This is a genomic window from Lacibacterium aquatile (assembly GCF_042683105.1).
Classification (GTDB): domain Bacteria; phylum Pseudomonadota; class Alphaproteobacteria; order Elsterales; family Elsteraceae; genus Lacibacterium; species Lacibacterium aquatile.
This window is the reverse complement of sequence record NZ_JBHUIP010000003.1, coordinates 16,111-39,487: the sequence shown is the minus strand read 5'-3', so window position 1 is coordinate 39,487 and position 23,377 is coordinate 16,111. Positions and strand designations below refer to the sequence as shown.

18 protein-coding genes are annotated in these 23,377 nt (G+C 63.3%); 16 read left to right on the top strand and 2 right to left on the bottom strand.

Translation table 11 applies throughout. The features are described from left to right. The first annotated feature begins 14 nt into the window (after window positions 1-14). A complete protein-coding gene (locus ACFSM5_RS02055) occupies window positions 15-611 on the top strand; it encodes a LysE family translocator (RefSeq protein ID WP_379874568.1) in 597 nt (198 codons plus the stop codon). Between the two features lie 51 nt (window positions 612-662). Here ACFSM5_RS02055 and dnaJ read toward each other — a convergent pair whose 3' ends face one another. Both dnaJ and dnaK read right to left on the bottom strand, forming a co-directional pair. Further along, entirely contained in the window at window positions 663-1,811 is a 1,149-nt protein-coding gene (gene dnaJ, locus ACFSM5_RS02050) for a molecular chaperone DnaJ (RefSeq protein WP_379874567.1), read from the bottom strand. A gap of 62 nt (window positions 1,812-1,873) precedes the next feature. Next, a complete protein-coding gene (dnaK, locus tag ACFSM5_RS02045; RefSeq protein ID WP_379874566.1) occupies window positions 1,874-3,817 on the bottom strand; it encodes a molecular chaperone DnaK in 1,944 nt (647 codons plus the stop codon). 291 nt (window positions 3,818-4,108) lie between these two features. On the opposite strand from dnaK, the gene ACFSM5_RS02040 reads away from it, so the two are divergent. From ACFSM5_RS02040 to ACFSM5_RS01970, 15 genes are all read left to right on the top strand, one after another. Then, window positions 4,109-6,256, top strand: coding sequence for a methyl-accepting chemotaxis protein (locus ACFSM5_RS02040; RefSeq protein WP_379874565.1), 2,148 nt, complete (start codon window positions 4,109-4,111; stop codon window positions 6,254-6,256). A 373-nt stretch (window positions 6,257-6,629) separates the two neighbouring features. Further along, complete coding sequence (locus ACFSM5_RS02035) at window positions 6,630-7,976, top strand: ActS/PrrB/RegB family redox-sensitive histidine kinase (RefSeq protein ID WP_379874564.1); 1,347 nt, start codon at window positions 6,630-6,632, stop codon at window positions 7,974-7,976. Between the two features lie 34 nt (window positions 7,977-8,010). Next, window positions 8,011-8,550 (top strand): ActR/PrrA/RegA family redox response regulator transcription factor, encoded by a 540-nt coding sequence (locus ACFSM5_RS02030; protein WP_379874563.1) that lies wholly within the window; start codon window positions 8,011-8,013, stop codon window positions 8,548-8,550. Beyond that, window positions 8,550-9,056: an SRPBCC family protein gene (locus ACFSM5_RS02025; RefSeq protein ID WP_379874562.1), complete on the top strand. Its 507-nt coding sequence runs from the start codon at window positions 8,550-8,552 to the stop codon at window positions 9,054-9,056. The genes ACFSM5_RS02030 and ACFSM5_RS02025 overlap by 1 nt, the downstream gene beginning before the upstream one ends. A gap of 15 nt (window positions 9,057-9,071) precedes the next feature. Beyond that, window positions 9,072-9,899: a bifunctional DNA-formamidopyrimidine glycosylase/DNA-(apurinic or apyrimidinic site) lyase gene (mutM, locus tag ACFSM5_RS02020; protein WP_379874561.1), complete on the top strand. Its 828-nt coding sequence runs from the start codon at window positions 9,072-9,074 to the stop codon at window positions 9,897-9,899. A gap of 42 nt (window positions 9,900-9,941) precedes the next feature. Next, the gene (locus ACFSM5_RS02015; protein WP_379874560.1) at window positions 9,942-10,292 is read left to right on the top strand and encodes a hypothetical protein; all 351 of its coding nucleotides are present in this window, start codon (window positions 9,942-9,944) and stop codon (window positions 10,290-10,292) included. A 60-nt stretch (window positions 10,293-10,352) separates the two neighbouring features. Further along, window positions 10,353-11,132 carry an enoyl-CoA hydratase gene (locus tag ACFSM5_RS02010; protein WP_379874559.1) on the top strand — a complete coding sequence of 260 codons (780 nt, stop codon included), beginning with the start codon at window positions 10,353-10,355 and terminating at the stop codon, window positions 11,130-11,132. A gap of 215 nt (window positions 11,133-11,347) precedes the next feature. Further along, window positions 11,348-12,310: a malate dehydrogenase gene (gene mdh, locus ACFSM5_RS02005; RefSeq protein ID WP_379874558.1), complete on the top strand. Its 963-nt coding sequence runs from the start codon at window positions 11,348-11,350 to the stop codon at window positions 12,308-12,310. Window positions 12,311-12,553: 243 nt separating this feature from the next. Further along, window positions 12,554-13,750 (top strand): ADP-forming succinate--CoA ligase subunit beta, encoded by a 1,197-nt coding sequence (gene sucC / locus ACFSM5_RS02000; protein ID WP_379874557.1) that lies wholly within the window; start codon window positions 12,554-12,556, stop codon window positions 13,748-13,750. Between the two features lies 1 nt (window position 13,751). Then, the gene (sucD, locus tag ACFSM5_RS01995; RefSeq protein ID WP_379874556.1) at window positions 13,752-14,627 is read left to right on the top strand and encodes a succinate--CoA ligase subunit alpha; all 876 of its coding nucleotides are present in this window, start codon (window positions 13,752-13,754) and stop codon (window positions 14,625-14,627) included. Between the two features lie 48 nt (window positions 14,628-14,675). Then, complete coding sequence (locus tag ACFSM5_RS01990) at window positions 14,676-17,567, top strand: 2-oxoglutarate dehydrogenase E1 component (protein ID WP_379874555.1); 2,892 nt, start codon at window positions 14,676-14,678, stop codon at window positions 17,565-17,567. 26 nt (window positions 17,568-17,593) lie between these two features. Then, window positions 17,594-18,823, top strand: coding sequence for a 2-oxoglutarate dehydrogenase complex dihydrolipoyllysine-residue succinyltransferase (gene odhB, locus ACFSM5_RS01985; protein WP_379874554.1), 1,230 nt, complete (start codon window positions 17,594-17,596; stop codon window positions 18,821-18,823). Between the two features lie 112 nt (window positions 18,824-18,935). Beyond that, a complete protein-coding gene (locus ACFSM5_RS01980) occupies window positions 18,936-19,751 on the top strand; it encodes an alpha/beta fold hydrolase (protein WP_379874553.1) in 816 nt (271 codons plus the stop codon). Between the two features lie 179 nt (window positions 19,752-19,930). Then, a complete protein-coding gene (locus ACFSM5_RS01975) occupies window positions 19,931-22,030 on the top strand; it encodes an MHYT domain-containing protein (RefSeq protein ID WP_379874552.1) in 2,100 nt (699 codons plus the stop codon). Beyond that, on the top strand, window positions 22,030-23,112 hold the full coding sequence (locus tag ACFSM5_RS01970) for an HD domain-containing phosphohydrolase (RefSeq protein ID WP_379874551.1): 1,083 nt from the start codon (window positions 22,030-22,032) through the stop codon (window positions 23,110-23,112). The genes ACFSM5_RS01975 and ACFSM5_RS01970 overlap by 1 nt, the downstream gene beginning before the upstream one ends. The last annotated feature ends 265 nt before the right edge of the window (window positions 23,113-23,377 follow it).

Genomic DNA, 23,377 nt, shown 5'->3' with positions numbered 1-23,377 from the left:
CCGGAGAAGGCCTCATGACCCCCGATCTGTTGCTGGCGCTCGCCCTCTTTGCCTTTGTGGGCTCGATCTCGCCCGGCCCCAGCAATTTCATGCTGCTGGCCTCGGGCGCCAATTTCGGGTTTCGCCGCACGATCCCCCAGGTCCTGGGGATCACCGCCGGTCTCAGCAGCGTGCTGGTGGCGGTCGGCCTGGGGCTCGGGGCCCTGCTGACCGCGTGGCCGGCGCTGGGCCTTGCCCTCAAGGTCGCCGGCGGCAGCTATCTGCTCTATCTCGCCTGGAAGATCGCCATGGCACGATCAATGGCAAAGGAAAGCAAGGCCGGTGAACGGCCGCTGAGCTTCCTGCAATCCGCGAGCTTCCAATGGATCAACCCCAAGGCCTGGGTCGCCGCAACCTCGATCATGGCGATCTATACCAATGCCTCAGATCCCTTCTGGTCGGTGGCGATGATCACCGCCACCGTCGCCCTCGTGAATATTCCGAGCGTCGCGGTCTGGGCCGCCTTCGGCATGGCGCTGAAAGGCTTCCTGGCAGATCCCATACGCCTCAAATATTTCAACATCGCGATGGGCCTGCTGCTGGCGGCAACCCTCTGGCCGCTGCTCAAATAAAAACCCCGGAGCTAGGCCCCGGGGTTTTCATGACGTATCGCGCCCGAAGACTCACCCGCCAAGGTCGTTAAAGAATTCTTTGACCTTGGAAAAAAAGCCAGACGTCTGCGGGTTCGTCTGTTCCTGCTCGCCCTCGTTCTCGAACTCCTTCAGCAGTTCGATCTGGCGGGGCGTGAGGTTCATCGGCGTTTCGACCTGGGCTTCCACATACATGTCGCCACGGGCAGGCGAGCGCAGGACCGACATGCCTTTGCCGCGCAGGCGGAACTGATGTCCCGTCTGCGTGCCCGGCGGAACCGCGATCTTGACCCGGCTGCCATCGACGGCCGGAACCTCGATCGATCCGCCCAGGGCGGCCGTCGTCATGGGGATCGGCACCCGGCAATAGATATTGGCGCCATCCCGCTGGAACAGGCGATGCGGTGCGACCGACAGGAAGATATAGAGGTCACCCGGCGGTGCGCCGCGCAGACCCGCCTCGCCCTGGCCGGACATGCGGATGCGGGTGCCATCCTCGACCCCGGCCGGGATCTGGACCTGCAGCGTGCGTTCCTTGCGGGTACGACCGGAACCAGCGCAGCTCTTGCAGGGATTCTCGATCACCTGACCATGGCCGCCGCAGCGCGGGCAGGCCCGTTCGATGGTGAAGAAACCCTGCTGCGCGCGCACCTTGCCACGGCCCGAACAGGTCGGGCAGGTCACGGGCTTGGAGCCCTTTTCCGCGCCTGAGCCTTCACAGACCTCGCATTGTTCGCTAGCGACTACCGTGATCAGGGTCTCGGTGCCCGCATAGGCATCTTCGAGGCTGATCTCGAGGTTGTAGCGCATATCGGCGCCGCGCGAACCGCCGCCACCGCCGCCACCCCGGCGCCCGCCCATGAACTCGCCGAAAACCTCGTCGAAGATATCGGCAAAGCCCGAGGAGAAATCGAAACCGCCAAAGCCGCCGCCACCAGCGCCGCCGCCCATGCCGCCCTCGAAGGCTGCATGGCCGTAGCGGTCATAGGCCGCGCGCTTGTCGTCGTCTTTCAGGACTTCGTAAGCTTCGCTGATTTCGCGGAATTTCTGTTCGGCAGACTTATCATCGGGATTGCGATCCGGATGATACTGCATCGCGAGCTTGCGATAGGCGCGCTTCAGGTCGTCGGCAGACGCACCGCGCTCGACCCCCAGAAGCTCGTAATAGTCTTGTTTGGCCATCAGAGCCTTACCCTAGAAGGAGCACCGCCGCCGGTTCGACCCGGCGGCGGTACGGTAAAGCCTTAGGCCGAGCGGCCCTTCTTGCGTTCGTCGACTTCTTCGAAGTCGGCGTCGACCACGGTGCTGTCTGCCTGCGCCGAGGCACCGGCATCGCCCGAGGGAGCGGCACCGGCATCGCCCGCATCATCCGAACCGCCTTCCGGCTGTTCGCGATACATGGCTTCGCCCAGCTTCATCGACGCCTTGGCCAGCGCATCGGTCTTGTCCTTGATGGCAGCGGCATCGCCGCTGTCGAGAACGGCCTTGGCATCGGCCAGGGCGGTTTCGATGTCGGACTTTTCAGCGGCGCTGATCTTCGAGCCGTGTTCAGCGAGGCTCTTTTCCGTGGTGTGGATCAGAGCGTCTGCGCTGTTGCGGGCTTCGATGGCTTCGCGGCGCTTCTTGTCTTCCGAGGCGTTGGCTTCGGCATCCTTGACCATCTTGTCGATTTCGGCGTCGGACAGACCGCCCGAAGCCTGGATGCGGATCTGCTGTTCCTTGCCGGTCGCCTTGTCCTTGGCCGAAACCTGGACGATACCGTTGGCGTCGATGTCGAAGGTCACTTCGATCTGCGGCACGCCGCGTGGTGCGGGCGGGATACCGACGAGGTCGAACTGGCCGAGCATCTTGTTGTCGGCAGCCAGTTCGCGCTCGCCCTGGGCAACCCGGATCGTCACAGCGGTCTGGTTGTCGTCGGCGGTCGAGAAGGACTGGCTCTTGCGGGTCGGGATCGTGGTGTTGCGGTCGATGAGGCGCGTGAAGACACCGCCCAGCGTTTCGATGCCCAGCGACAGCGGGGTCACGTCGAGCAGCAGGACGTCCTTCACTTCACCCTTCAGAACGCCGCCCTGGATAGCCGCGCCGATAGCGACGACTTCGTCCGGGTTCACGCCGCGATGGGGTTCCTTGCCGAAGAAGCGGGTCACCGTCTCCAGGATCTTGGGCATGCGGGTCATGCCGCCGACCAGAACCACTTCAGCGATATCGGCAGCCTTGACGCCTGCATCGGCCATCGCCTTGCGGCACGGCTCGAGCGTACGCTCGATCAGGTCGTCGACCAGGGCTTCCAGCTTGGCGCGCGTCAACTTGATGTTGAGGTGCTTCGGACCTGTCTGGTCGGCGGTGATGAACGGCAGGTTGACTTCGGTCTGGGTCGCCGTCGACAGCTCGATCTTCGCCTTTTCGGCAGCTTCCTTCAGGCGCTGCAGGGCAAGCTTGTCGCCGCGCAGGTCGATGCCGGGATTGTCCTTCTTGAACTCGTCGGCGAGGTAAGCAATGACGCGCTGGTCGAAGTCTTCACCGCCCAGGAAGGTGTCGCCGTTGGTCGACTTCACTTCGAAGACGCCGTCGCCGATTTCCAGGATCGAGACGTCGAAGGTACCGCCGCCAAGATCGTAGACGGCAATGGTGCCCGCACCCTTCTTGTCCAGGCCATAGGCCAGGGCGGCAGCGGTCGGTTCGTTGATGATGCGCAGGACTTCGAGGCCCGCGATCTTGCCCGCATCGCGGGTCGCCTGACGCTGGGCGTCATTGAAATAAGCCGGAACCGTGATGACAGCCTGGGTGACCTTTTCGCCCAGGAAGGCTTCTGCGGTTTCCTTCATCTTGCCAAGGATATAGGCGCTGACCTGCGAGGGGGCGTACTTCTTGCCACGCGACTCGACCCAGGCATCGCCATTGTCACCCGAGATGATCTTGAAGGGGGCGAGGCCCGCTTCCTTCTTAACCATCGCGTCGTCGAAGCGACGACCGATCAGGCGCTTAATGGCATAAAGAGTGTTTTCCGGATTGGTGACCGCCTGGCGCTTCGCGGCTTGCCCGACCAGACGTTCACCTTCGGTGAAGGCGACGATGGACGGCGTGGTGCGCGCGCCTTCGACGTTCTCGATCACTCGTGCGTTCTTGCCATCCATGATGGCGATGCAGGAGTTGGTCGTACCAAGATCGATACCAATAACCTTGCTCATACCGTGTCTATCCTCTTTCTCGGCGGATCTGCCTCGGCCCTATCAGCCCGGTCGACCGACCTGATATCGGCGCCTCGGCAATCCCCATTAGGGTTCACGAGGCGATATGTAGGACGGGTCGTCGTTTCCCGCAACGGCGAAGTCCCCTAATCGCACATGGATTTTTCGTTAGTTTCGCGCATGGCGCCATGCACAGGCGTCTTAACCATTTTTTGAAACGGTCAGCAAGCTGTCACGAAACACCCCGTAAATAGCCGCACACAATCAATCGCGATCTTTAGGAGACGCAGTGTGGCGCTTTCCTTTTCGAACCTGTCCATCGGCCTGAAGCTTCCTGCCCTGATCGTTTCCGGCGCTTTGGCCGCCGCCATTGCCAGCGGACTTATCGCCTCCTTACGCGGCGGCGAACAATTGACGGCTGCCGCGCAAGGCAAGCTGGAAGCGCTGGTTTCAAGCCGCGCCGCCGCCATCGACAGCTATCTGGTCGATATCTCCCGCGACATGCGCGTCCTGGCCACCAGCCCCGCCATTGTCGGCGCCGCCAGCGATCTTGGCATCGGCTGGCAGTCCTACGGTCTGGACCGTGAGTCTCAACTGCGGGCCGCCTTCATCGACGGCAAGACGCCCGAGGAGCGCGCCGCCATCCTCGATCCTGGCAGCGGGAATTTCTACGCCAATGCCCATAAATCCCATCACCCCTGGCTGAAGATCGTGCGGGACGAACGCGGCTATGGTGATGTGAAGCTGTTCGACACCAAGGGCGCCCTGATCTACTCCGTCGCCAAGGCTAGCGATTTCGCGACCTCCTTCACCAGTGGCCCCTTCAAGGACAGCAGCCTCGCCAAGCTGGTGGAGATTATCCGCAAGAACCCAGAGTCGACCGAGGTCCGCGCCTCCGATATTGCGCCCTATGCCGCCTATGCCGACCGTCCGACCGGCTTCCTCGCCACCGCGATCCATAGCGCGGACGGTTTTGCGGGCATTCTGGTTATCGAAAGCCCGCTGTTGCGCATCGACGCCTTGCTGTCGGTCGCCGCCGGAATGGGCGAGACCGGCCAGACCTATCTTGTCGGCCCCGACCGCTTGCTGCGCTCGGCCATGCGCGATGTCGGTGCCGATGCCGTGCTGACCCTCCAGGATAATGGCAAAGCCGCAGCCCGAGCCTTGGCAGGCGAGAGCGGCATCATGGCCAGCGTCGATCCCCAGGGGCGGCCGGTCATCGCCGCCTATCGCCCCGTCACCGGCAATGGTCTTGGCTGGGCGGTCGTCGGATCGATGGCGCTGGAGGAGATCGGCAGCGCCACCCGTCAGCTGCAATATGAACTGCTGGCCGTGGGCGCCGCGATCATGGCGATGCTGGGCGCGGCAGGCATTCTGTTTGCCCGCGGCCTCACCCGCCCCATCCGCGCCCTGACCGATGCCATGCGGCGTCTTGCCGGTGGCGCGCTCGGTGAACCGATCCCCTCCGCCGGGCGCCGGGACGAGTTGGGGCGTATTGCCGAGGCCTTGGTGGTCTTCCGCCAGAACGCCCTCGACAAGCAGCAGCTGGCCCTGGAATCCGAAGCCATGAAGGGCCAGGCGGAAGCCGAGCGCCGCATCCTCCTGCTCGATCTCGCCGACCAGCTCGACACCAGTCTGCGCCATGTGGTGCAGACCGTGTCAGAGGCCGCGACCGAGATGGAAGCGACGGCCCATACCATGGCCCAGACCGCCAGCGAGACCCGCGATGAAGCCATGGCCGTGACTGTTGCCTCCCGCGCCGCCGCCGGGTCGGTCGGATCGGTTGCCGGGGCGGCGACCCAGCTGTCAGCCTCGCTCACCGATGTGTCGGCCCGGGCAACCCGGGCGGGCGAGCTGGCCCATGTGGCGGTTGAGGATACCCAGTCTATCCGCGAGGCGATGCAGACCCTGGCCCAGGCGACAGACCGCATCGGCGAGGTCGTCGATATGATCAATGCGATTGCCGGTCAGACCAACCTGCTGGCGCTCAATGCCACCATCGAAGCAGCGCGCGCGGGCGAAGCAGGCAAGGGCTTTGCCGTCGTCGCGTCTGAAGTTAAGGCCCTGGCCAATCAGACCGCCCGGGCAACGGACGAGATCGGAACCCAGATCACCGCGATCCAATCGATGACGCGATCGGCGGCAGGCGCTGTCGCCGATGTGGCCGAGCGTATCCGCACCCTGGATGACCTGAATGCCGAGATCGTGCGCGAAGTCACCCACCAGGGCGAAGCGACCGAGGAGATCGCCCGCGCGGTCAGCGAGGCGAGCACCGCCACCGACGATGTCTCCAGCCACATCCATCAGGTGACCGAAGCCGCCAGCGGCACCGGATCGGCCGCCGATCATGTGCTGAATGTCGCAGGCCAACTAAGCCGGGAAGCAACCGACCTGAAAGATGCCGTCGGAAGGTTCGTGGAGCGGCTGAAGGCGGCTTGATCTTAAAATGACTCGTCATCCCGCACTTGATGCGGGATCTCCCGTGGACAAGCCGCGTCGCAAAGCCAAACGGAGTTCGGCCACACGAGATCCCGCATCAAGTGCGGGATGACAGATTTTTTTTGGGCTTTAGAAGCGACGGCGGGAGGCATGAGATACTAGGCGGCGGGAAGCGCAGGACCCGGCGGCGTTGCCGCCTATCGTAATCAGCGCGCGACGCGCGCGGGAGCGTACGTCTGTACGTGAGGATCCGAGCATTTCCGACAACGACGGAGATCATGCCTCCCGCCGAGCGCCCCCCTGCGGCTTCATGCGCATCGACGTAGGCGAACAACCGGCATAGTCTCGGCCCGATCAGCCGGAGGCGAAACATTTGGACGAAACGGGTAAACGCAAGGACGGGGAAGCCGCCACGCTGACCGCCGAAGCGCTGCCTGCTACGCGCGGCGCGGTGCGTGTCCGCACGCTGCTTTATCTGCGCTGGGTCGCCATCGTCGGCCAGGGGCTGTCGCTCTATGTGACCGAGGTGCTGCTCAAGGCATCGCTGCCCCTGCTGGAATGCCTGTCGGTGATCGCGGCGGCAGGCCTGATGAACCTGCATCTGCTGCTGTCCCGCTCGCGCCAGGATTGGCTGGGAAGGCGGACGGCAGCCACTCATCTCGCCTTCGATATTCTCCAGGTCTCGGCCCTGCTGCATCTGACCGGCGGCCTGACCAACCCCTTTGCCGTCATCATCATCGTGCCCGTCACGATCAGCGCCACCATCCTGCCGCTGCGCTCCACCGCCATCCTGGGCGCCCTGGCCATCGGGTCGATCACCGCGCTCGCCTTCTGGCATCGCCCCATCCCCTGGCCGACGCCGGATGGGTTCGAGCTGCCGCGCCTCTATCAAGGCGGCCTGTGGGTCGCCATAGCGTCCGCCACCGTCTTCATCGGCGCCTATGCCTGGCGGGTCGCGGCTGAAGCCCGCACCATGGCCGCCGCCCTCTCCGCCACCAAGATGGCGCTTGCCCGCGAACAGCAACTTTCAGCTGTCGGTGGATTGGCCGCCGCCGCCGCCCATGAATTGGGCAGCCCGCTCTCCACCATCGCCGTGGTCGCCAAGGAACTATCGCGGGAGGTCGAACTGGACGATCCCCTGCGCGCCGATATCGATCTGCTGGTGTCCGAAGCCGCGCGCTGCCGCGATATCCTCGCCCGCCTGTCCGAGGCGCCTCATGACGATCAGAGCGGCAATGTCCTAGACCGACCCGCCGTGTCGGCCCTGATCACCGAGCTGGCGTCCGAGGCCGATCTGCTGCCCGTCCCCGTTTCCATCGTGATCGAGGATGACTGCGAAGGTTCGGAACCCCAACTGGCCCGCACGCCGGAACTGGTCCATGGCATCGGGAATTTCATCCAGAACGCCGCGCAGTTCGCCTCGGGCGGGGTGAAGCTGCGGCTCTATTGGGACCGCGAGGAGGTCGCGCTGGCCATCGATGACGATGGCCCCGGCTTCCCGCCCTGGATGCTGGCGCAGCTGGGTGAACCTTATGTCTCCACCCGGGCTGGCGACGGCGGCCATATGGGCCTGGGCGTCTTCATCGCCACGACGCTGCTAAGCCATTCCGGCGGGCGTGTGCAGTTCTTCAATCGCGAGGAAGGCGGCGCCCGCGTTCTGATCACCTGGGAACGGTCACGCATCGAGTTGCTGCGTTTGCGACCAAATCCGGCTAATTAACGAGCATAAGAATGAAGTTGAGGGATCGCTGCCGATGAGTGACGCGCCTGCCCGTTCGCTATTGCTGGTCGATGATGACCAGCCCCTCCTGAACCGCCTTGCCCGGGCGATGGAGAAGCGTGGCTTCATTGTCCATACCGCCTCCAGCGTGGCCGAAGGGGTGCGCCAGGCCGACGAAGCACCGCCCGATTATGCCGTGGTCGATCTGCGTCTTGCCGATGGTAGCGGCCTCGATGTCGTCGCGGCCCTGCGTCAAGCCCGCGCCGATATGCGCATCGTCATGCTGACCGGCTATGGCAATATCGCGACCGCCGTCGCTGCCGTGAAAGCGGGCGCCGTCGATTATCTGCCCAAGCCCGCCGATGCCGACGCGATCACGGCGGCTCTGCTGGACAGCACCGACAGCCTGCCCGCGCCGCCCGAACTGCCGATGTCGGCCGAACGGGTGCGCTGGGAACATATCCAGCGTGTGTTCGAACAGTGCGAGCGGAACGTGTCTGAAACCGCCCGCCGCCTGCGCATGCATCGCCGCACTCTGCAGCGCATCCTCGCCAAGCACGCCCCCCGCACCTGATGCGGGGGACACTCCAGACGCTGGCGGCCTTTCTGCTGGTCGGACTGCTGGCGAGTCTTGCCAACTGGCAGCGTCGGGTGGATGTGGAGATCGATCTCGCCGCCACCCCGGCCCAGGTCTGGGCGGTGATCTCGGAAACCTCCGACTATCGCAGCTGGAACCCGACCCTGACCTGGATGGAAGGTCCGCCCGTCGTGCGTGGCCCGCTGGATTTTGTCTTCATCCAGGAAGACGGCACCGACGAACCTCTGAACGGCACCTGGATCGAAGCCCGGCCGGGCCGGCTGGCCTGGGAAGTGAAGCCGGGGCTCGGTCGCTGGTTCGACAGGCTCTTTTTCATCCGCGTGGATCTTGCGGCCGATGGCGGCTCCAAGACCCGGATCGGCGTCGTCGCCTCAGGCGTTTCGGTGCTGTGGAAAGAAGATGAGTTCGCCGCCCAGACCGAGCCTGCCATCGCCCGGATGCTCAAGGCCCTGGCGACCCGTCTCGACACGCAGATCCGATAACGGCAGACTGTCGCCATGCCTGAATTACCCGAAGTAGAAACCGTCCGCCGGGGCCTGATCCAACCGCTGGAAGGCCATGTCCTGACCCATGTGGAAGCGCGCCGCGACACCCTGCGCTTCCCGATTCCAAAGGATTTCGGCAAGCGCCTGACCGGCCGCAAGGTACTGGCTGTGCGGCGGCGGGCGAAATATCTGCTGGTCGATCTCGACGATGGGCAGGTGATGATCCTGCATCTCGGCATGTCCGGTCGCGTCGTCATGAGTTATGGCCGCCCGAATGCCTACGAGAAGCACGATCATCTGATCTTCGAAAGCGCCAGCGGCTGGAACCTACGGTTCAACGATGCCCGTCGCTTCGGCCTCGTCGATCTGACCACCTCCAAGGACTGGCCGAACCATCCGCTGATCAAGGATATCGGCCCGGAACCGCTGGAGGATAGTTTCGACGGCGGGGTGCTCGCCGAGGCGATCAAGAACCGCCGCAGCCCGATCAAGGCCGTGATCCTGGATCAGACCGTGGTCGCCGGGATCGGCAATATCTATGCGTCCGAGGCGCTCCATAAAGCGAAGATCGCGCCGGACCGCCCGGCCAATCTGCTCTCCCGCGCCGACTGCGATCTGCTGGCGATCTGCATCAAGCAGGTGCTGGCCCGCGCTATCGAGGTGGGCGGATCGACCCTGCGTGACCATGTGCAGCCCAATGGCGAGCTTGGCTATTTCCAGCATGAATGGACGGTCTATGGCCGGACGGGCGAGCCTTGCCGCACCTGTACCAGCCCCATCAAGCAGATGGTACAGACCGGCCGTACCACCTTTTTCTGCCGCAGTTGCCAGCCCACTTAAGACCCGTTGCCAGCGTCACCCCCCTCAGGTAGACCGATAGTCATGTCGATGATCCGCGCCCTGCTCGCCGCCCTGCTTCTGATCGCAACGCCCGCGATGGCCGCCCAGACCTATGTGACGGGGGTCGAGGATGTACCGCTGGCGCCGGGCCTGCTGGCCGTCGATGGCGGCACCTCCTTCGATAGCCCGCAAGGCCGCATCGTCGTTGCCTTTGCCAAGGGTCCCGTCACGGAAGCCGCCGTGCTGGCCTTCTATGCCGTCAGCCTGCCCCAGCTGGGTTGGAAACGCAGCGAAGCCTCTGCCTTCAAGCGCGAGGGGGAGACCCTGCGCCTCGATTTCGGCGGCTCGCCCCAAGCCCTGACCGTGCGCTTCACCATCGCACCCGCGCCATAAAGAAAAAGCCCGGCCTCAAGTAGCCCGAAGGGCGGTAGGCCAACATAAAGAGGAGGACTTATGCCCTACGAAATGATCCTGACGGAGAAGCGTGGAGGCGTCGGCCTCATCACCCTCAATCGCCCCAAGGCGCTGAATGCGCTCTGCAAGCAGCTGATCGCCGAACTGGCCGAGGCGCTGGCGAGTTTCGATAGCGACCCGGAGATCGGTTGCCTTGTCCTGACCGGGTCCGAGCGCGCCTTTGCCGCCGGGGCCGACATCAAGGAAATGAAGGACAAGACTTTCCAGGAGGCCTATGCCGAGAACTTCATCGGCATGCTGGACTGGGAGCGCGTGACCCTGTGCCGCAAACCGGTCATCGCCGCCGTCGCCGGTTACGCCCTGGGTGGCGGGTGCGAGGTTGCCATGATGTGCGACTTCATCATCGCCGCCGATACCGCCAAGTTCGGCCAGCCAGAAATCACCATCGGCACCATTCCGGGAGCCGGCGGCAGCCAGCGCATGACCCGCGCCATCGGCAAATCCAAAGCGATGGATCTGATTCTGACTGGCCGCATGATGGATGCGCAAGAAGCCGAGCGCTGCAATCTCGTCTCCCGCATCGTCCCGGCGGACAAGCTGCTGGAAGAGGCACTGGCCGCCGCCGAAAAGATCGCCTCCTTCTCGCGCCCCGTCGTCATGATGGCCAAGGAGGCCGTGAATCGCGCCTTCGACACCACGCTGACAGAAGGGCTGCGGGCGGAAAAGCGGCTGTTCCATTCCACCTTCGCGCTCGAGGATCAGAAGGAAGGCATGAACGCTTTTTCCGAAAAGCGCGCCCCGGTCTATAAGCACAAATAAGCGGCAGCAGGTATGTAGTGCGAAAGGCGCGACAACACGTCCCGCTTTTTGCATGGCGGCAATGCCTGCTTTTCCTTGCGTTCAGCCCCTGATTCGGGGTAGTCAGCCCCCGTCTGGGAAGCCTAGTGGACCGTGTCGGACAACGTCCGGCACCAAAGGCTGGGCCTCCTGTGCGGCCCTCCTTTTCCATCGCATTTCAAGGCGAGGTTTCCATCATGGCACGGAATAAGATTGCGCTAGTCGGCAGCGGCAATATCGGCGGCACCCTGGCATTGTTGGCTGGCCTCAAGGAACTGGGCGATATCGTCATGTTCGATATCGCTGACGGCGTTCCCCAGGGTAAGGCCCTCGACATCGCCGAAGCCTCGCCCGTCGAAGGCTTCGACGCCAAGATGTCGGGCGGTTCCGACTACAGCGTCATCAAGGACGCCGACGTCATCATCGTCACCGCAGGCGTGCCGCGTAAGCCGGGCATGAGCCGCGACGATCTGATCGGTATCAATTCGGGCGTCATGGCCCAGGTCGGCGAAGGCATCAAGAAGTATGCCCCGAACGCCTTCGTGATCTGCATTACCAACCCGCTCGACGCGATGGTCTGGGTTCTGCAGCAGAAGTCGGGCCTGCCCGCGAACAAGGTCGTCGGCATGGCCGGCGTGCTGGACAGCGCACGTTTCCGCTACTTCCTGGCCGAAGAATTCAACGTCTCGGTCGAAGACATCACCGCCTTCGTGCTGGGCGGCCACGGCGACACGATGGTCCCGTCGGTGCGCTACTCGACCGTTGCCGGTATTCCGCTGCCGGATCTGGTCAAGATGGGCTGGACCACCCAGGAAAGGCTCGACCAGATCGTTCAGCGCACCCGTGATGGCGGCGCCGAGATCGTCAATCTGCTGAAGACCGGTTCGGCCTTCTACGCCCCGGCTTCGGCCGCGATCCAGATGGCCGATGCCTACCTCAAGGACAAGAAGCGCGTTCTGCCCTGCGCCGCCTACCTCGATGGCCAGTATGGCGTGAAGGACCTCTATGTCGGTGTCCCGACCGTCATCGGCGCCGGTGGTGTCGAGCGCATCGTGGAAATCCAGCTCGATGCCACCGAAAAGGCCGGCTTCGACAAGAGCTGCGATTCGGTGCGCCAGCTGGTCCAGATCTGCAAGGATCTCGACGCCAAGAAGGCGTAACTTGTATGACGAGTTCCGCAACCCTGCCCCGACGCAATAGGCGGTATGAGCCGTCGCTGCCCGGTGGTAAGGTGCGGACCGTCACTTCGTCGCCGACTGTTCTGGTTGGCGACAGAAAAATTCTGGCTCGCCGCATTGAAGGAAATCTTCCTGCAACGCGGCGGGTCTTAACTCTAGGCTCCAGCTTCGACGCTGTCGGGGTGGTCGGTCGGTAAAAGCCGGTCGCGATCAACGGGGGGACGAATGAATATCCACGAATATCAGGCCAAGCAGCTCTTGGCGAAGTTTGGCGTTGCAGTGCCGCGCGGCGGTGTTGCCTATACGCCGGATGAGGCGGCGGAAGTCGCCAAAGGCCTGGGCGGTCCCGTCTATGTCGTCAAGTCGCAGATCCACGCTGGTGGTCGCGGCGCAGGTCGCTTCACGAGCGATCCGGACGGCAAGGGCGGCGTGCGGGTGGTCAAGAGCGTCGATGACGTGAAGACCAACGCAGCGGCGATGCTGGGCCACACCCTCGTGACCAAGCAGACCGGCCCGGCGGGCAAGGAAGTTAAGCGCCTCTATATCGAAGAAGGCGCGGACATTAAGCGCGAGCTGTATCTCGGCATGCTGATCGACCGCGCGTCGAGCCGCGTCACCGTGATGGCCTCGACCGAAGGCGGCATGGAGATTGAGGAGGTCGCCCACGACCATCCGGAAAAGATCCTGAAGCTGGCCATCGATCCGGTCGCCGGGCTCCAGGCTCACCACGCCCGTCGCGTTGCCTTTGCTCTGGGTCTGGAAGGCAAGCAGGTCGGCGCCTGCGTCAAGTTCGTGCTGGCGATGTATGAAGCCTTCATCGCGCTCGATGCCTCGATCGTCGAAATCAACCCGCTGGTCATCACCGGCGCGGGTGACGTCATCGCCCTTGATGCCAAGATGAACTTCGACGACAACGCCCTGTTCCGTCACAAGGACGTGGCCGAGCTGCGCGACGAAGACGAAGAAGACCCCCTGGAAATCGAAGCCGGTCGTCACGAACTGAACTACGTGAAGCTCGATGGCAACATCGGTTGCATGGTGAACGGCGCGGGTCTCGCGATGGCCACCATGGACATCATCAAGCTTTATGGCGGCGAGCCTGCCAACTTCCTCGACGTCGGCGGCGGTGCCACGAAGGAACGCGTTACCGCGGCCTTCAAGATCATCCTGGCTGACAAGAACGTCGGCGGCATCCTGGTCAACATCTTCGGCGGCATCATGCGCTGCGACGTCATCGCCGAAGGCGTTGTCGCTGCTGCCCGTGAAGTCAGCCTGCATGTGCCGCTGGTCGTCCGTCTCGAAGGCACCAACGTCGATCTGGGCAAGAAGATCCTGGCCGAATCGGGCCTGCCGATCCTGTCCGCCAACAACCTCGCCGACGCCGCCGAAAAGGTGGTCAAGGCCGTGAAGGAGGCCGCATAACATGGCCGTTCTGGTCGATAAGAATACCAAGGTCATCTGCCAGGGCTTCACCGGCGCGCAGGGCACCTTCCACTCCGAACAGGCCATTGCCTACGGCACCCGCATGGTTGGCGGCGTGACCCCCGGCAAGGGCGGCGCGACCCATCTGGGCCTGCCCGTGTTCGACACGGTTGCCGACGCGGTGAAGATCACCGGCGCCGATGCCACCGTGATCTATGTTCCGCCTCCCTTCGCGGCTGACGCGATCCTGGAAGCCATCGACGCGGAAATCCGCCTCGCCGTCTGCATCACCGAGGGCATTCCCGTCCTCGACATGGTGAAGGTGAAGCGCGCGCTGCTCGGCTCCAAGACCCGCCTCATCGGTCCGAACTGCCCGGGCGTCATCACGCCGGGCGAGTGCAAGATCGGCATCATGCCGGGCCACATCCACAAGCGTGGCAAGATCGGCATCGTATCCCGTTCGGGCACCCTGACCTATGAAGCTGTTGCACAGACCACGGCTGCCGGCCTGGGTCAGACCACCTGCATCGGCATCGGCGGCGATCCGGTCAACGGCACGAACTTCGTCGACTCGCTCGAGATGTTCCTGGCCGACCCGGAAACCGAAGGCATCATCATGATCGGCGAAATCGGCGGCGACGCCGAGGTCAAGGGTGCGGAGTTCATTAAGCACTCCAAGACCAGCAAGCCGGTTGTGGGCTTCATCGCCGGTCGCACGGCTCCTCCGGGCCGCCGCATGGGTCATGCCGGTGCGGTCATTTCGGGCGGCAACGACACGGCTGACTTCAAGGTCGAAGTCATGAAGTCCTGCGGCATCACCGTCGCCGAGAGCCCTGCGGCTCTGGGCAGCGCGATGCTGGAACGTATGCGAGGCTAACCTCAAACTCGAGGCGGCGGGGCGGAAGACGCTCCGCCGATCTTAACTATGGCAACCCAGCCCTCTTCGAATTCCTTTCTGTTCGGCGGCAACGCCACCTTCATCGCGGAAATGTTCGCCCGCTATATCGTCGACCCTTCTTCGGTCGATGAAAGCTGGCAGGGCTTTTTCGCCGGTCTCGACGACGACGCCCGCGGCGTCCTAGGGGAACTGAAAGGCGCAAGCTGGGCTCGGTCCCGCTCCAAGATCATCGGCGCCGAAGATCCGACCGCTGCTGCCCCGGCAAAGGGCAAGGGCGGCAAGCCCGCCGCCAATGATGCCGCCAAGGCCGAAGTTTCGACCGAATCGGCCCGGCAGGCTGCGATGGATACCGCGCGCGCGCTGATGCTGATCCGCGCCTTCCGCTCGCGCGGTCATCTCGCAGCGACCCTCGACCCGCTGCAGCTCGACGCCCGCAAAGCCCATACCGAGCTGGAGCCCGAATTCTTCGGCTTCACCGCCGCCGACCTCGACCGTCCGATCTTCGTCAATGGGGCCCTGGGCTTCGAGACGGCGACGGTCAAGGAAATCGTCGCCCGCGCCCGTGCCATCTACAGCCGCACCATCGGCGTGGAATATATGCACATTCAGGATACCGAGCAGCGCGCCTGGATCCAGAAGCGCATCGAAGGCGAACAGGAAAACACCACCGACTTCACCCCGCGCGGCAAGAAGGCGATCTATAACCGCCTGATCGCAGCCGAAGGACTGGAGCGGTTCCTCGACAAGAAATATACCGGCACCAAGCGTTTCGGTCTGGATGGCGGCGAATCGCTGATCCCGGCGATCGAACAGGTGCTGAAGCGCGGCAGCCAGTTGGGCTTGCGCGAAGTTGTTCTGGGCATGCCCCATCGTGGCCGCCTGAACATCCTGACCAACGTCATGCTGAAGCCCTTCAAGGCACTGTTCAGCGAATTCCAGGGTAATTCCGCCGCCCCCGACGATGTCGAAGGCTCGGGCGACGTGAAGTACCATCTGGGCACCTCCGCCGACCGCGAGTTCGACGGCCAGTTCGTCCATCTGTCGCTGACCGCCAACCCCTCGCATCTGGAAGCCGTCGATCCGGTGGTCCTGGGCAAGGTGCGCGCCAAGCAGAATCAGAAGAACGACACCGACCGCACCCAGGTCATGGCGATGCTGTTCCATGGCGATGCCGCTTTCGCGGGTCAGGGTCTGGTTCCGGAAACCCTGGCACTGGCCGAACTGCGCGGTTATCGCACCGGCGGCACCGTGCATTTCATCGTGAACAATCAGATCGGCTTCACGACGGCTCCGTCCTATTCGCGCTTCACCCCCTATCCCACCGACTGGGCCAAGGGCGTTCAGGCGCCGATTTTCCACGTGAATGGCGACGACCCCGAATCGGTCGTGCATGTGACCCGCATCGCGACCGAATTCCGCATGCAGTTCAAGCGCGACGTCGTGATCGACATCGTCTGCTATCGCCGTCACGGCCATAACGAAGGCGACGAGCCCGCGTTCACCCAGCCGCTGATGTACAAGAAGATCGCGACCCATCCGACGACCCGTCAGATCTACGAAGATCGTCTGATCCAGGAAGGCCACCTGACGCGCGAAGGCGCCGAGCAGGAAGTGAACGCCTTCTTCGACGATCTGGAACGCGAATTCGAAGCCTCCAAGTCCTATAAGCCGAACAAGGCCGACTGGCTGGAAGGTTCGTGGAGCGGTCTGAAGCGCGCGCCCGAAGACGACCGTCGCGGCTCCACCGGCCTCGATCCGTCGATCCTGCGCGAGGTTGGCTACAAGCTCACGGAATATCCTGAAGGCTTCAACATCAACCGCAAGATCCAGCGTCAGCTGGAAGCCAAGCGCCAGATGTTCGAAACCGGCAAGGGCCTCGATTGGGCAACCGCCGAAGCCCTGGCTTTCGGCACCCTGATGGTCGAAGGCGTTCCGGTCCGCCTGTCGGGCCAGGACTCGGGCCGCGGCACCTTCTCGCAGCGCCACTCGGTGCTGATCGATCAGGAAAACGAAACCCGCTTCGAACCGTTGAACAACATCCGTCCGGGCCAGGCCCGCTACGAAGTCATCGACAGCCCGCTGGCAGAATTGTCGGTCCTGGGCTTCGACTATGGCTACAGCCTTGCCGACCCGCATGCCCTGGTGCTGTGGGAAGGCCAGTTCGGCGATTTCGTCAACGGCGCCCAGGTCATGATCGACCAGTTCATCGCGTCGGGCGAATCGAAGTGGCTGCGTATGTCCGGCCTCGTGATGCTGCTCCCCCACGGCTATGAAGGCCAGGGTCCGGAACATAGCTCGGCCCGCCCTGAGCGTTTCCTGCAGCTCTGCGCGGAAGACAATATGCAGGTGGTCAATATCACGACCCCGGCCAACTACTTCCATGCCCTGCGCCGCCAGATCCGCCGCGACTTCCGCAAGCCGCTGATCGTCATGGCGCCGAAGTCCCTGCTGCGCCACAAGGCAGCCGTGTCGGACTTCGAGGATTTCGTGCCGTCGGAAACCTTCCACCGCGTGCTGCGTGACCGCAGCTCGTCGGTCGCGGGCGCCGATGTGAAGCGCGTCGTCCTCTGCACTGGCAAGGTCTATTACGATCTGGCCGCCGAAGCCGAGAAGCGTGGCCTCACCGACATCGCGATCAGCCGCGTCGAACAGCTCTACCCCTTCCCGCACAAGCCGCTGACCGAGGAACTGTCGAAGTTCCCGAATGCAGAGGTTGTGTGGTGCCAGGAAGAGCCGATGAACCAGGGTGCGTGGCACTTCCTCGATCGTCGTATCGAAAGCGCCCTTATCGCCATGGGTCACAAGAGCAAGCGTCCGGTCTATGTCGGCCGCCCCGATGCCGCAGCTCCGGCCACCGGTCTGCTCAAGCGCCACAATCAAGAGCAGGCAGCGCTCGTCGACGCCGCTCTCACCCTTTAAACTGACGCGTAAATTCGAGGAAAATCATGGCGACGGAAATCAAAGTCCCAACGCTTGGTGAATCGGTCTCTGAAGCGACTGTTGCCAAGTGGCTCAAGAAGGTCGGCGACGTCGTAAAGCAGGACGAAGCCCTGCTTGAACTCGAAACCGACAAGGTGACGCTGGAAGTCAACGCACCGTCCGCCGGCACGCTGACCGACATCGCCGCCCCTGAAGGCGCGAATGTCGGCGTCGGCGCCCTGCTGGGTGTCATCGGCGGCGACGGCAAGGCCGTTGCAACTGCCCCGGCCCAGCCCGCTCCGGCTCCTGTTCCCGCCGCTGCGCCCGCACCGGCTCCCGCCGCAGCTCCGGCTGCTTCGGCAGGTCACGCGCCGATGCCCGCCGCCGCCAAGCTGGCTGCCGACAATAACGTCAATGCCGCGGCCCTGGCCGGTTCGGGCAAGGACGGTCGCGTGACCAAGGGCGACGTGCTCGACGCCCTGGCTGCAAAGGCCGGTGCCCCCGCCGCTGCCCCGGCTGCAGCTGCTGCTCCGGTCGCCGCTGGCCCGCGTGAAGAGCGCGTCCGCATGACCCGCCTGCGCAAGCGCATCGCCGAGCGTCTGAAGGAAGCCCAGAACACCGCCGCCATGCTGACCACCTTCAACGAGGTGGATATGTCGGCTGCGATGGCCCTGCGCGCGCAGTACAACGAAGCCTTCGAAAAGAAGCACGGCACCAAGCTGGGCTTCATGTCGATCTTCGTGAAGGCCTGCGTTGCCGCGCTGAAGGAACTCCCGGCGGTCAATGCCGAGATCTCGGGCGACGAGCTGGTCTATAAGAACTTCTACGACATCGCCATCGCTGTCGGCACCGAACAGGGTCTGGTCGTTCCGGTCCTGCGCGATGCGGACAAGCTGGGCTATGCCGAGATCGAAAAGAAGATCGCGGAACTCGGCAAGCGTGCCCGCGACGGCAAGCTGGGCCTGGACGAGCTGCAGGGCGGCACCTTCACTATCTCCAACGGTGGTGTCTATGGCTCGCTGCTCTCGACCCCGATCCTGAACCCGCCGCAGTCCGGTATCCTCGGCATGCACAAGATCCAGAAGCGCGCAGTCGTCATCAGCGACAAGAGCGGCGACCGGATCGAAATCCGCCCGATGATGTATCTGGCGCTGTCCTACGATCACCGGATCATCGATGGCCGCGAAGCCGTCACCTTCCTGATCAAGGTCAAGGACGCCCTGGAAGATCCGCAGCGCCTGCTGTTCGACATCTAAGCGTCGGCCTCAAGTAGCCCGAAGGGCGATAGGCAAACGCCGTCGAGATCAAGAGCCCCCGCATGGAGCCAGCCTTCCTGCGGGGGCTTTTCTTTTCTGGAGAATTCCGTCGATGACGGCCCGCAGCTTTTCGTTTCCCCATAAGGGCGCCGAGCTTTTTGTGACAGAGGCGGGGAGCGGTCCCCCCGTGGTGTTTCTCCATGCCGGTGTCGCCGATCAGCGCATGTGGCGCCAGCAGATGCAGGCCCTGGTCGGCACCCACCGCGTCATCGCCTATGACCGGCGCGGCTTTGGCCAGACGCGCTGCGATGCTTCGGTCGTGGGTTATCTCGACGATCTGTTCGCCCTGCTCGATCACCTGAACATCCAGCAGGCAAGCCTGATCGGCTGTTCCCAGGGCGGCAGGATCGCCATCGATGCCGCTCTTGCCCATCCCGAGCGGATCGCCTCGTTGGTCCTGATCGCGCCATCAATCAGCGGCGCGACCGGCCCCGACCACTATCCCTCACTGATCCAGGAACTGATCGACGGCCTTGATGTGGCCGAAGCCGCAGGCGATCTGGACCAGGTGAATAAACTTGAGGCGCACCTCTGGCTCGACGGCCCACAGTCAGTAGAAGGACGGGTGCAGGGGGCAGCCCGCACGTTGTTTCTTGATATGAACGGCATCGCCCTGCGCCATCCGCCAGTTCCGCTGCCGGAAATGCCGTCGGCTTTCGGCAGCCTCCACCTTATCAGACACCCGACCACCTTGATCAGTGGTCTGCTCGATTTTCCCCATATAGTGGCGCGAACAGCGGCACTGGCAAAGACAATCCCCAACGCAGTATGCGTAGATCTGGATACCGCACACTTACCAAGTATCGAAGCGCCGAATTTGGTAAATCAAGCCCTAATCACTGCGTTGAATTCACAATTTAAAGATTGATGAAATTAGAATCTATCGCCGGACTTGCCTTCTTCGACAGAAAACACATCTTTTGACCTCGAAAGCTTTATCTGAAGATCTGCGTTTTCGGCATCGAACCCTGGCAAAACGCCCCATGGTCGTTTTCGAATTTCGCGCTATTCTCAGCGTTTAAGTTTCAGCTTCGATGAATGGACCCAATGGGCAGCAACATTAGCCATCTGATGCAGCACAGTCATTCGATGCCGCTGGTGCTTCTGTCCTTCATCGTCGCCGCTTTCGCCGCCTTTACCGCCCTGGATATGGCCGAGCGTCTGCGCCGGGCCGAAGGGCGCGCGCGCCTGCTCTGGCTCAACGGCAGCGCCTTTGTCCTGGGCGGCGGTATCTGGACCATGCATTTTATCGGCATGCTGGCCTTCGATACGGGCCTGCCGGTCGATTACCACCTCTCGACTACTATCGTCTCCTTCCTGCTGGCCGTCGCCTTTGTTGCTTTCGGTTTTGCCCTGGTCGCCGATTCGGGCGAGAAGTACAAGCTGTCCTGGCCCCGCCTGCTGACCGCTGGCCCCATCGTGGGTCTGGGTGTCGCCGCCATGCATTACACCGGCATGGCCGCCCTGCGCCTGCCGGGGCGCCTGCATTACGACACCGGGCTTGTGATCGTGTCGGTCCTGATCGCGGTCGTGGCCGCCACCGCCGCGCTCTATCTGGCCTTCACCTTGTCGAAGGTTGCCCAGAAGTTGGCCGCCGCCGTGGTGATGGCGATTGCTGTCTGCGGCATGCATTACACCGGCATGGCCGCCGTCGATGTCGAACATCTGCCGGAGATGGTGACGGTCCATGGCAGCCTGAAGCCGGAAACGCTGGCCCTGGGGGTCGCCGGGATCTTCTTCGTGCTGCTGATCATTGCCCTGGGGTCCGCCTTCATCGACCGCCGGATCGAAGCGATCAACGAGCGTGAAGCCATGGCTCTGCGCGCGGCCAATCAGAAGCTGATGAATGAAGTGGCCGAACGCCGGGCCGTCGAAGCCGAACTACGCACCGCCCGCGAGGAACTGGAAGCACGGGTAACCGAGCGGACCCGTGCCCTGGCAGAGGCGAACAACCGTCTTGTCGCCACGGCCGAGGATCTGGAGCGCGCCCGACAGGCAGCCGAAGAGGAAAAAGAGAAGGCCGAGCAGGCCAATCAGGCGAAGTCCGACTTCCTGGCCTCCATGAGCCACGAGCTGCGCACCCCGCTCAATGCGATCCTGGGTTTCACCCAGCTGCTGTCCATGAGCCAGAAAGAGCCCCTGACCACCAAGCAGGGCAAACATGTCGCTCAGATCTCCCGCGCGGGCCATCATCTGCTCAGCCTGATCAACGATATTCTCGACCTCTCCAAGATCGAAGCGGGCGCCTTGCCGGTATCGGTGGAAGAAGTGGAGGTAGCGGCCCTCTTCGACCAGCTACGCACCACCCTGCAGCCGATGTCGGACGAATATCGTATCGCCATCGCCTTCAAGGATGCTCCCGGCCTGACCGCCCGGGCCGACCGCACCCGCCTGCTGCAGATTCTGTCGAACTTCTGCTCCAACGCCCTGAAGTACAATCGCCCCGGCGGGGCGGTCACGGTATCGACCGAGGTCAAGGACCAGCGCCTGCTGTTCCATGTGACCGATACCGGCCTGGGCATTCCAGCCGACCGCCTGAGCGAGCTGTTCCAGCCCTTCAGCCGCCTTGGTCAGGAACATTCGACCATCGAGGGGACTGGCATCGGCCTGACCATCGCCCAGCGTCTGGCGGGGCTGATGGACGGCAAGATCACGGTGGAAAGCACCATCGACGTTGGCTCGACCTTCACGCTGACCGTCCCCCTCGGGGCGGGCCTCCAGTCGGCGGCTCCTGCGGCCGATGCCGTGGTTCAGCGCCTCAGCGGGTCGCGCAGCCTGCTGTATGTCGAGGATAATCCGTCGAACCTGCAGCTGATGATCGACCTCTGCGAAACTTTGGATGGGATCGATCTGGCAACCGCCAATGCCCCTATTGATGGGATCGAGCTGGCCCGCCGCCTGAAGCCCGACCTGATCATCCTCGACATCAATCTGCCGGGCATGAGCGGTTTCGAGGTTCTGCAGAAGCTGCAGCAACTGCCCGAGACCATGGATATCCCGGTGATTGCCCTGTCGGCGGCTGCCCTGCCGCGTGAGGTGGAGCGCGGCCTGAGCCTGGGCTTCAAGCGCTATCTGACCAAACCGCTGCACGTGCCGACCTTCCTTGGCGCGATCGACGACATCCTGGTGATGAAGGAGCCTGTCTGATGCCGCTCACCGGGACCGAGAGGCTGCTGGGCAGCCGGATCCTGATCGTCGACGACACGCCGCATAATGTGGAGATCGTCTTCGAGGCGCTGGACGATGCCGGCTATACCGCTATCGACACCACCACCTCGCCCGAGGAAGGGCTGGCGATGATCGAGGCGCAGCTCTACGACCTGATCCTGCTCGATATCCGCATGCCCCGCATCGACGGTTTCGAGTTCATCAAGCGCGCGACCCCGCTCTATGGAGTCCGCCCGCTGCCTGTCGTGGTGCTGACAGCGCAGATCGACGAGGAAACCCGCCGCCGGGCGCTGGCCGCCGGGGTACGCGACTTCCTGACTAAGCCGCTGCAGCTGTGGGAACTTCAGCTGCGCGTCAAGAACACCCTGTCGATGGAACTGCTCTATCGCGAGGTGTCCGAGCAGAACGAGACTCTGGAACAGAAGGTCAAGGAACGCACGGCGGAGCTGGAGCGCACGCGGCACGAAATCATCAGCCGCCTCGCGACCGCCGGTGAATTCCGCGATAACGACACGGGTCAGCATGTGACCCGTATGAGCTATTTTGCCCAGCGTCTGGCGGAACTGGCGGGCTTTTCGCCCAAGGATGCCCAGCTGATCCTGGAAGCCGCCCCCCTGCATGACGTGGGCAAGATCGGCATCCCGGACGCCATTCTGCTGAAACCCGGCAAGCTTGACCCCGACGAGTGGGAGATCATGAAGCGGCATGCGGAGATCGGCGGTCAGATCCTGGCCGACAGCGAATCGCCCTTGCTGCAGCTCGCCCATAAGATCGCGATCACCCACCATGAGAAATGGGACGGCAGCGGCTATCCCGCTGGGCTGAAGGGCGAGGAAATCCCCATCGAAGGTCGCATCATCGCGGTCTGCGACGTGTTCGACGCGCTCTCCAGCGAACGGCCTTACAAAAAGGCCTGGCCGCTGGAAAAGATCATCGCCCTGCTCGAAGAAGGCGCAGGCCAACATTTCGACCCGCGCCTGATCGACCTGTTCCTGGCCGACCTGCCCCACATGCTATCGATCCGCGACCGCTTCCAGGACGTCCTGACCGAAGTCGCTTAGGGGCGACGCAGTTTGTCCACACAAGATCCCGGCCCGGCGGCGTTGCCGCCCAACGTATTGTTAGCGCGCAACGCGCGCGGGGTCCGGGATGACAGATATTTTTCAGTGTAGAAGCGAAGGCGGGAGGGGTCAGATGCTAGGCGCTTTCGAGCGCAGGCGCGGAGCGTACGACTGTACGTGAGCACCGAGCATTTCAGATAACGACGCAGATGGCCCCTCCCGCCGAGCGCCCGTTGACGGGAGGGATGGCGGTCCCTACCTTCGT

Bases quoted from the DNA above. Each gene is read 5' to 3' on its own strand.
- ACFSM5_RS02055 (WP_379874568.1), top strand. From the start codon at position 15: ATGACCCCCGATCTGTTGCTGGCGCTCGCCCTCTTTGCCTTTGTGGGC.
- sucC (WP_379874557.1), top strand. From the start codon at position 12,554: ATGAATATCCACGAATATCAGGCCAAGCAGCTCTTGGCGAAGTTTGGC.
- ACFSM5_RS01970 (WP_379874551.1), top strand. From the start codon at position 22,030: ATGCCGCTCACCGGGACCGAGAGGCTGCTGGGCAGCCGGATCCTGATC.
- mutM (WP_379874561.1), top strand. From the start codon at position 9,072: ATGCCTGAATTACCCGAAGTAGAAACCGTCCGCCGGGGCCTGATCCAA.
- sucD (WP_379874556.1), top strand. From the start codon at position 13,752: ATGGCCGTTCTGGTCGATAAGAATACCAAGGTCATCTGCCAGGGCTTC.
- dnaJ (WP_379874567.1), bottom strand. From the start codon at position 1,811: ATGGCCAAACAAGACTATTACGAGCTTCTGGGGGTCGAGCGCGGTGCG.
- dnaK (WP_379874566.1), bottom strand. From the start codon at position 3,817: ATGAGCAAGGTTATTGGTATCGATCTTGGTACGACCAACTCCTGCATC.
- ACFSM5_RS02030 (WP_379874563.1), top strand. From the start codon at position 8,011: ATGAGTGACGCGCCTGCCCGTTCGCTATTGCTGGTCGATGATGACCAG.
- ACFSM5_RS02010 (WP_379874559.1), top strand. From the start codon at position 10,353: ATGCCCTACGAAATGATCCTGACGGAGAAGCGTGGAGGCGTCGGCCTC.
- ACFSM5_RS01980 (WP_379874553.1), top strand. From the start codon at position 18,936: ATGACGGCCCGCAGCTTTTCGTTTCCCCATAAGGGCGCCGAGCTTTTT.
- mdh (WP_379874558.1), top strand. From the start codon at position 11,348: ATGGCACGGAATAAGATTGCGCTAGTCGGCAGCGGCAATATCGGCGGC.
- ACFSM5_RS02015 (WP_379874560.1), top strand. From the start codon at position 9,942: ATGTCGATGATCCGCGCCCTGCTCGCCGCCCTGCTTCTGATCGCAACG.
- ACFSM5_RS02025 (WP_379874562.1), top strand. From the start codon at position 8,550: ATGCGGGGGACACTCCAGACGCTGGCGGCCTTTCTGCTGGTCGGACTG.
- ACFSM5_RS01990 (WP_379874555.1), top strand. From the start codon at position 14,676: ATGGCAACCCAGCCCTCTTCGAATTCCTTTCTGTTCGGCGGCAACGCC.
- odhB (WP_379874554.1), top strand. From the start codon at position 17,594: ATGGCGACGGAAATCAAAGTCCCAACGCTTGGTGAATCGGTCTCTGAA.
- ACFSM5_RS01975 (WP_379874552.1), top strand. From the start codon at position 19,931: ATGGGCAGCAACATTAGCCATCTGATGCAGCACAGTCATTCGATGCCG.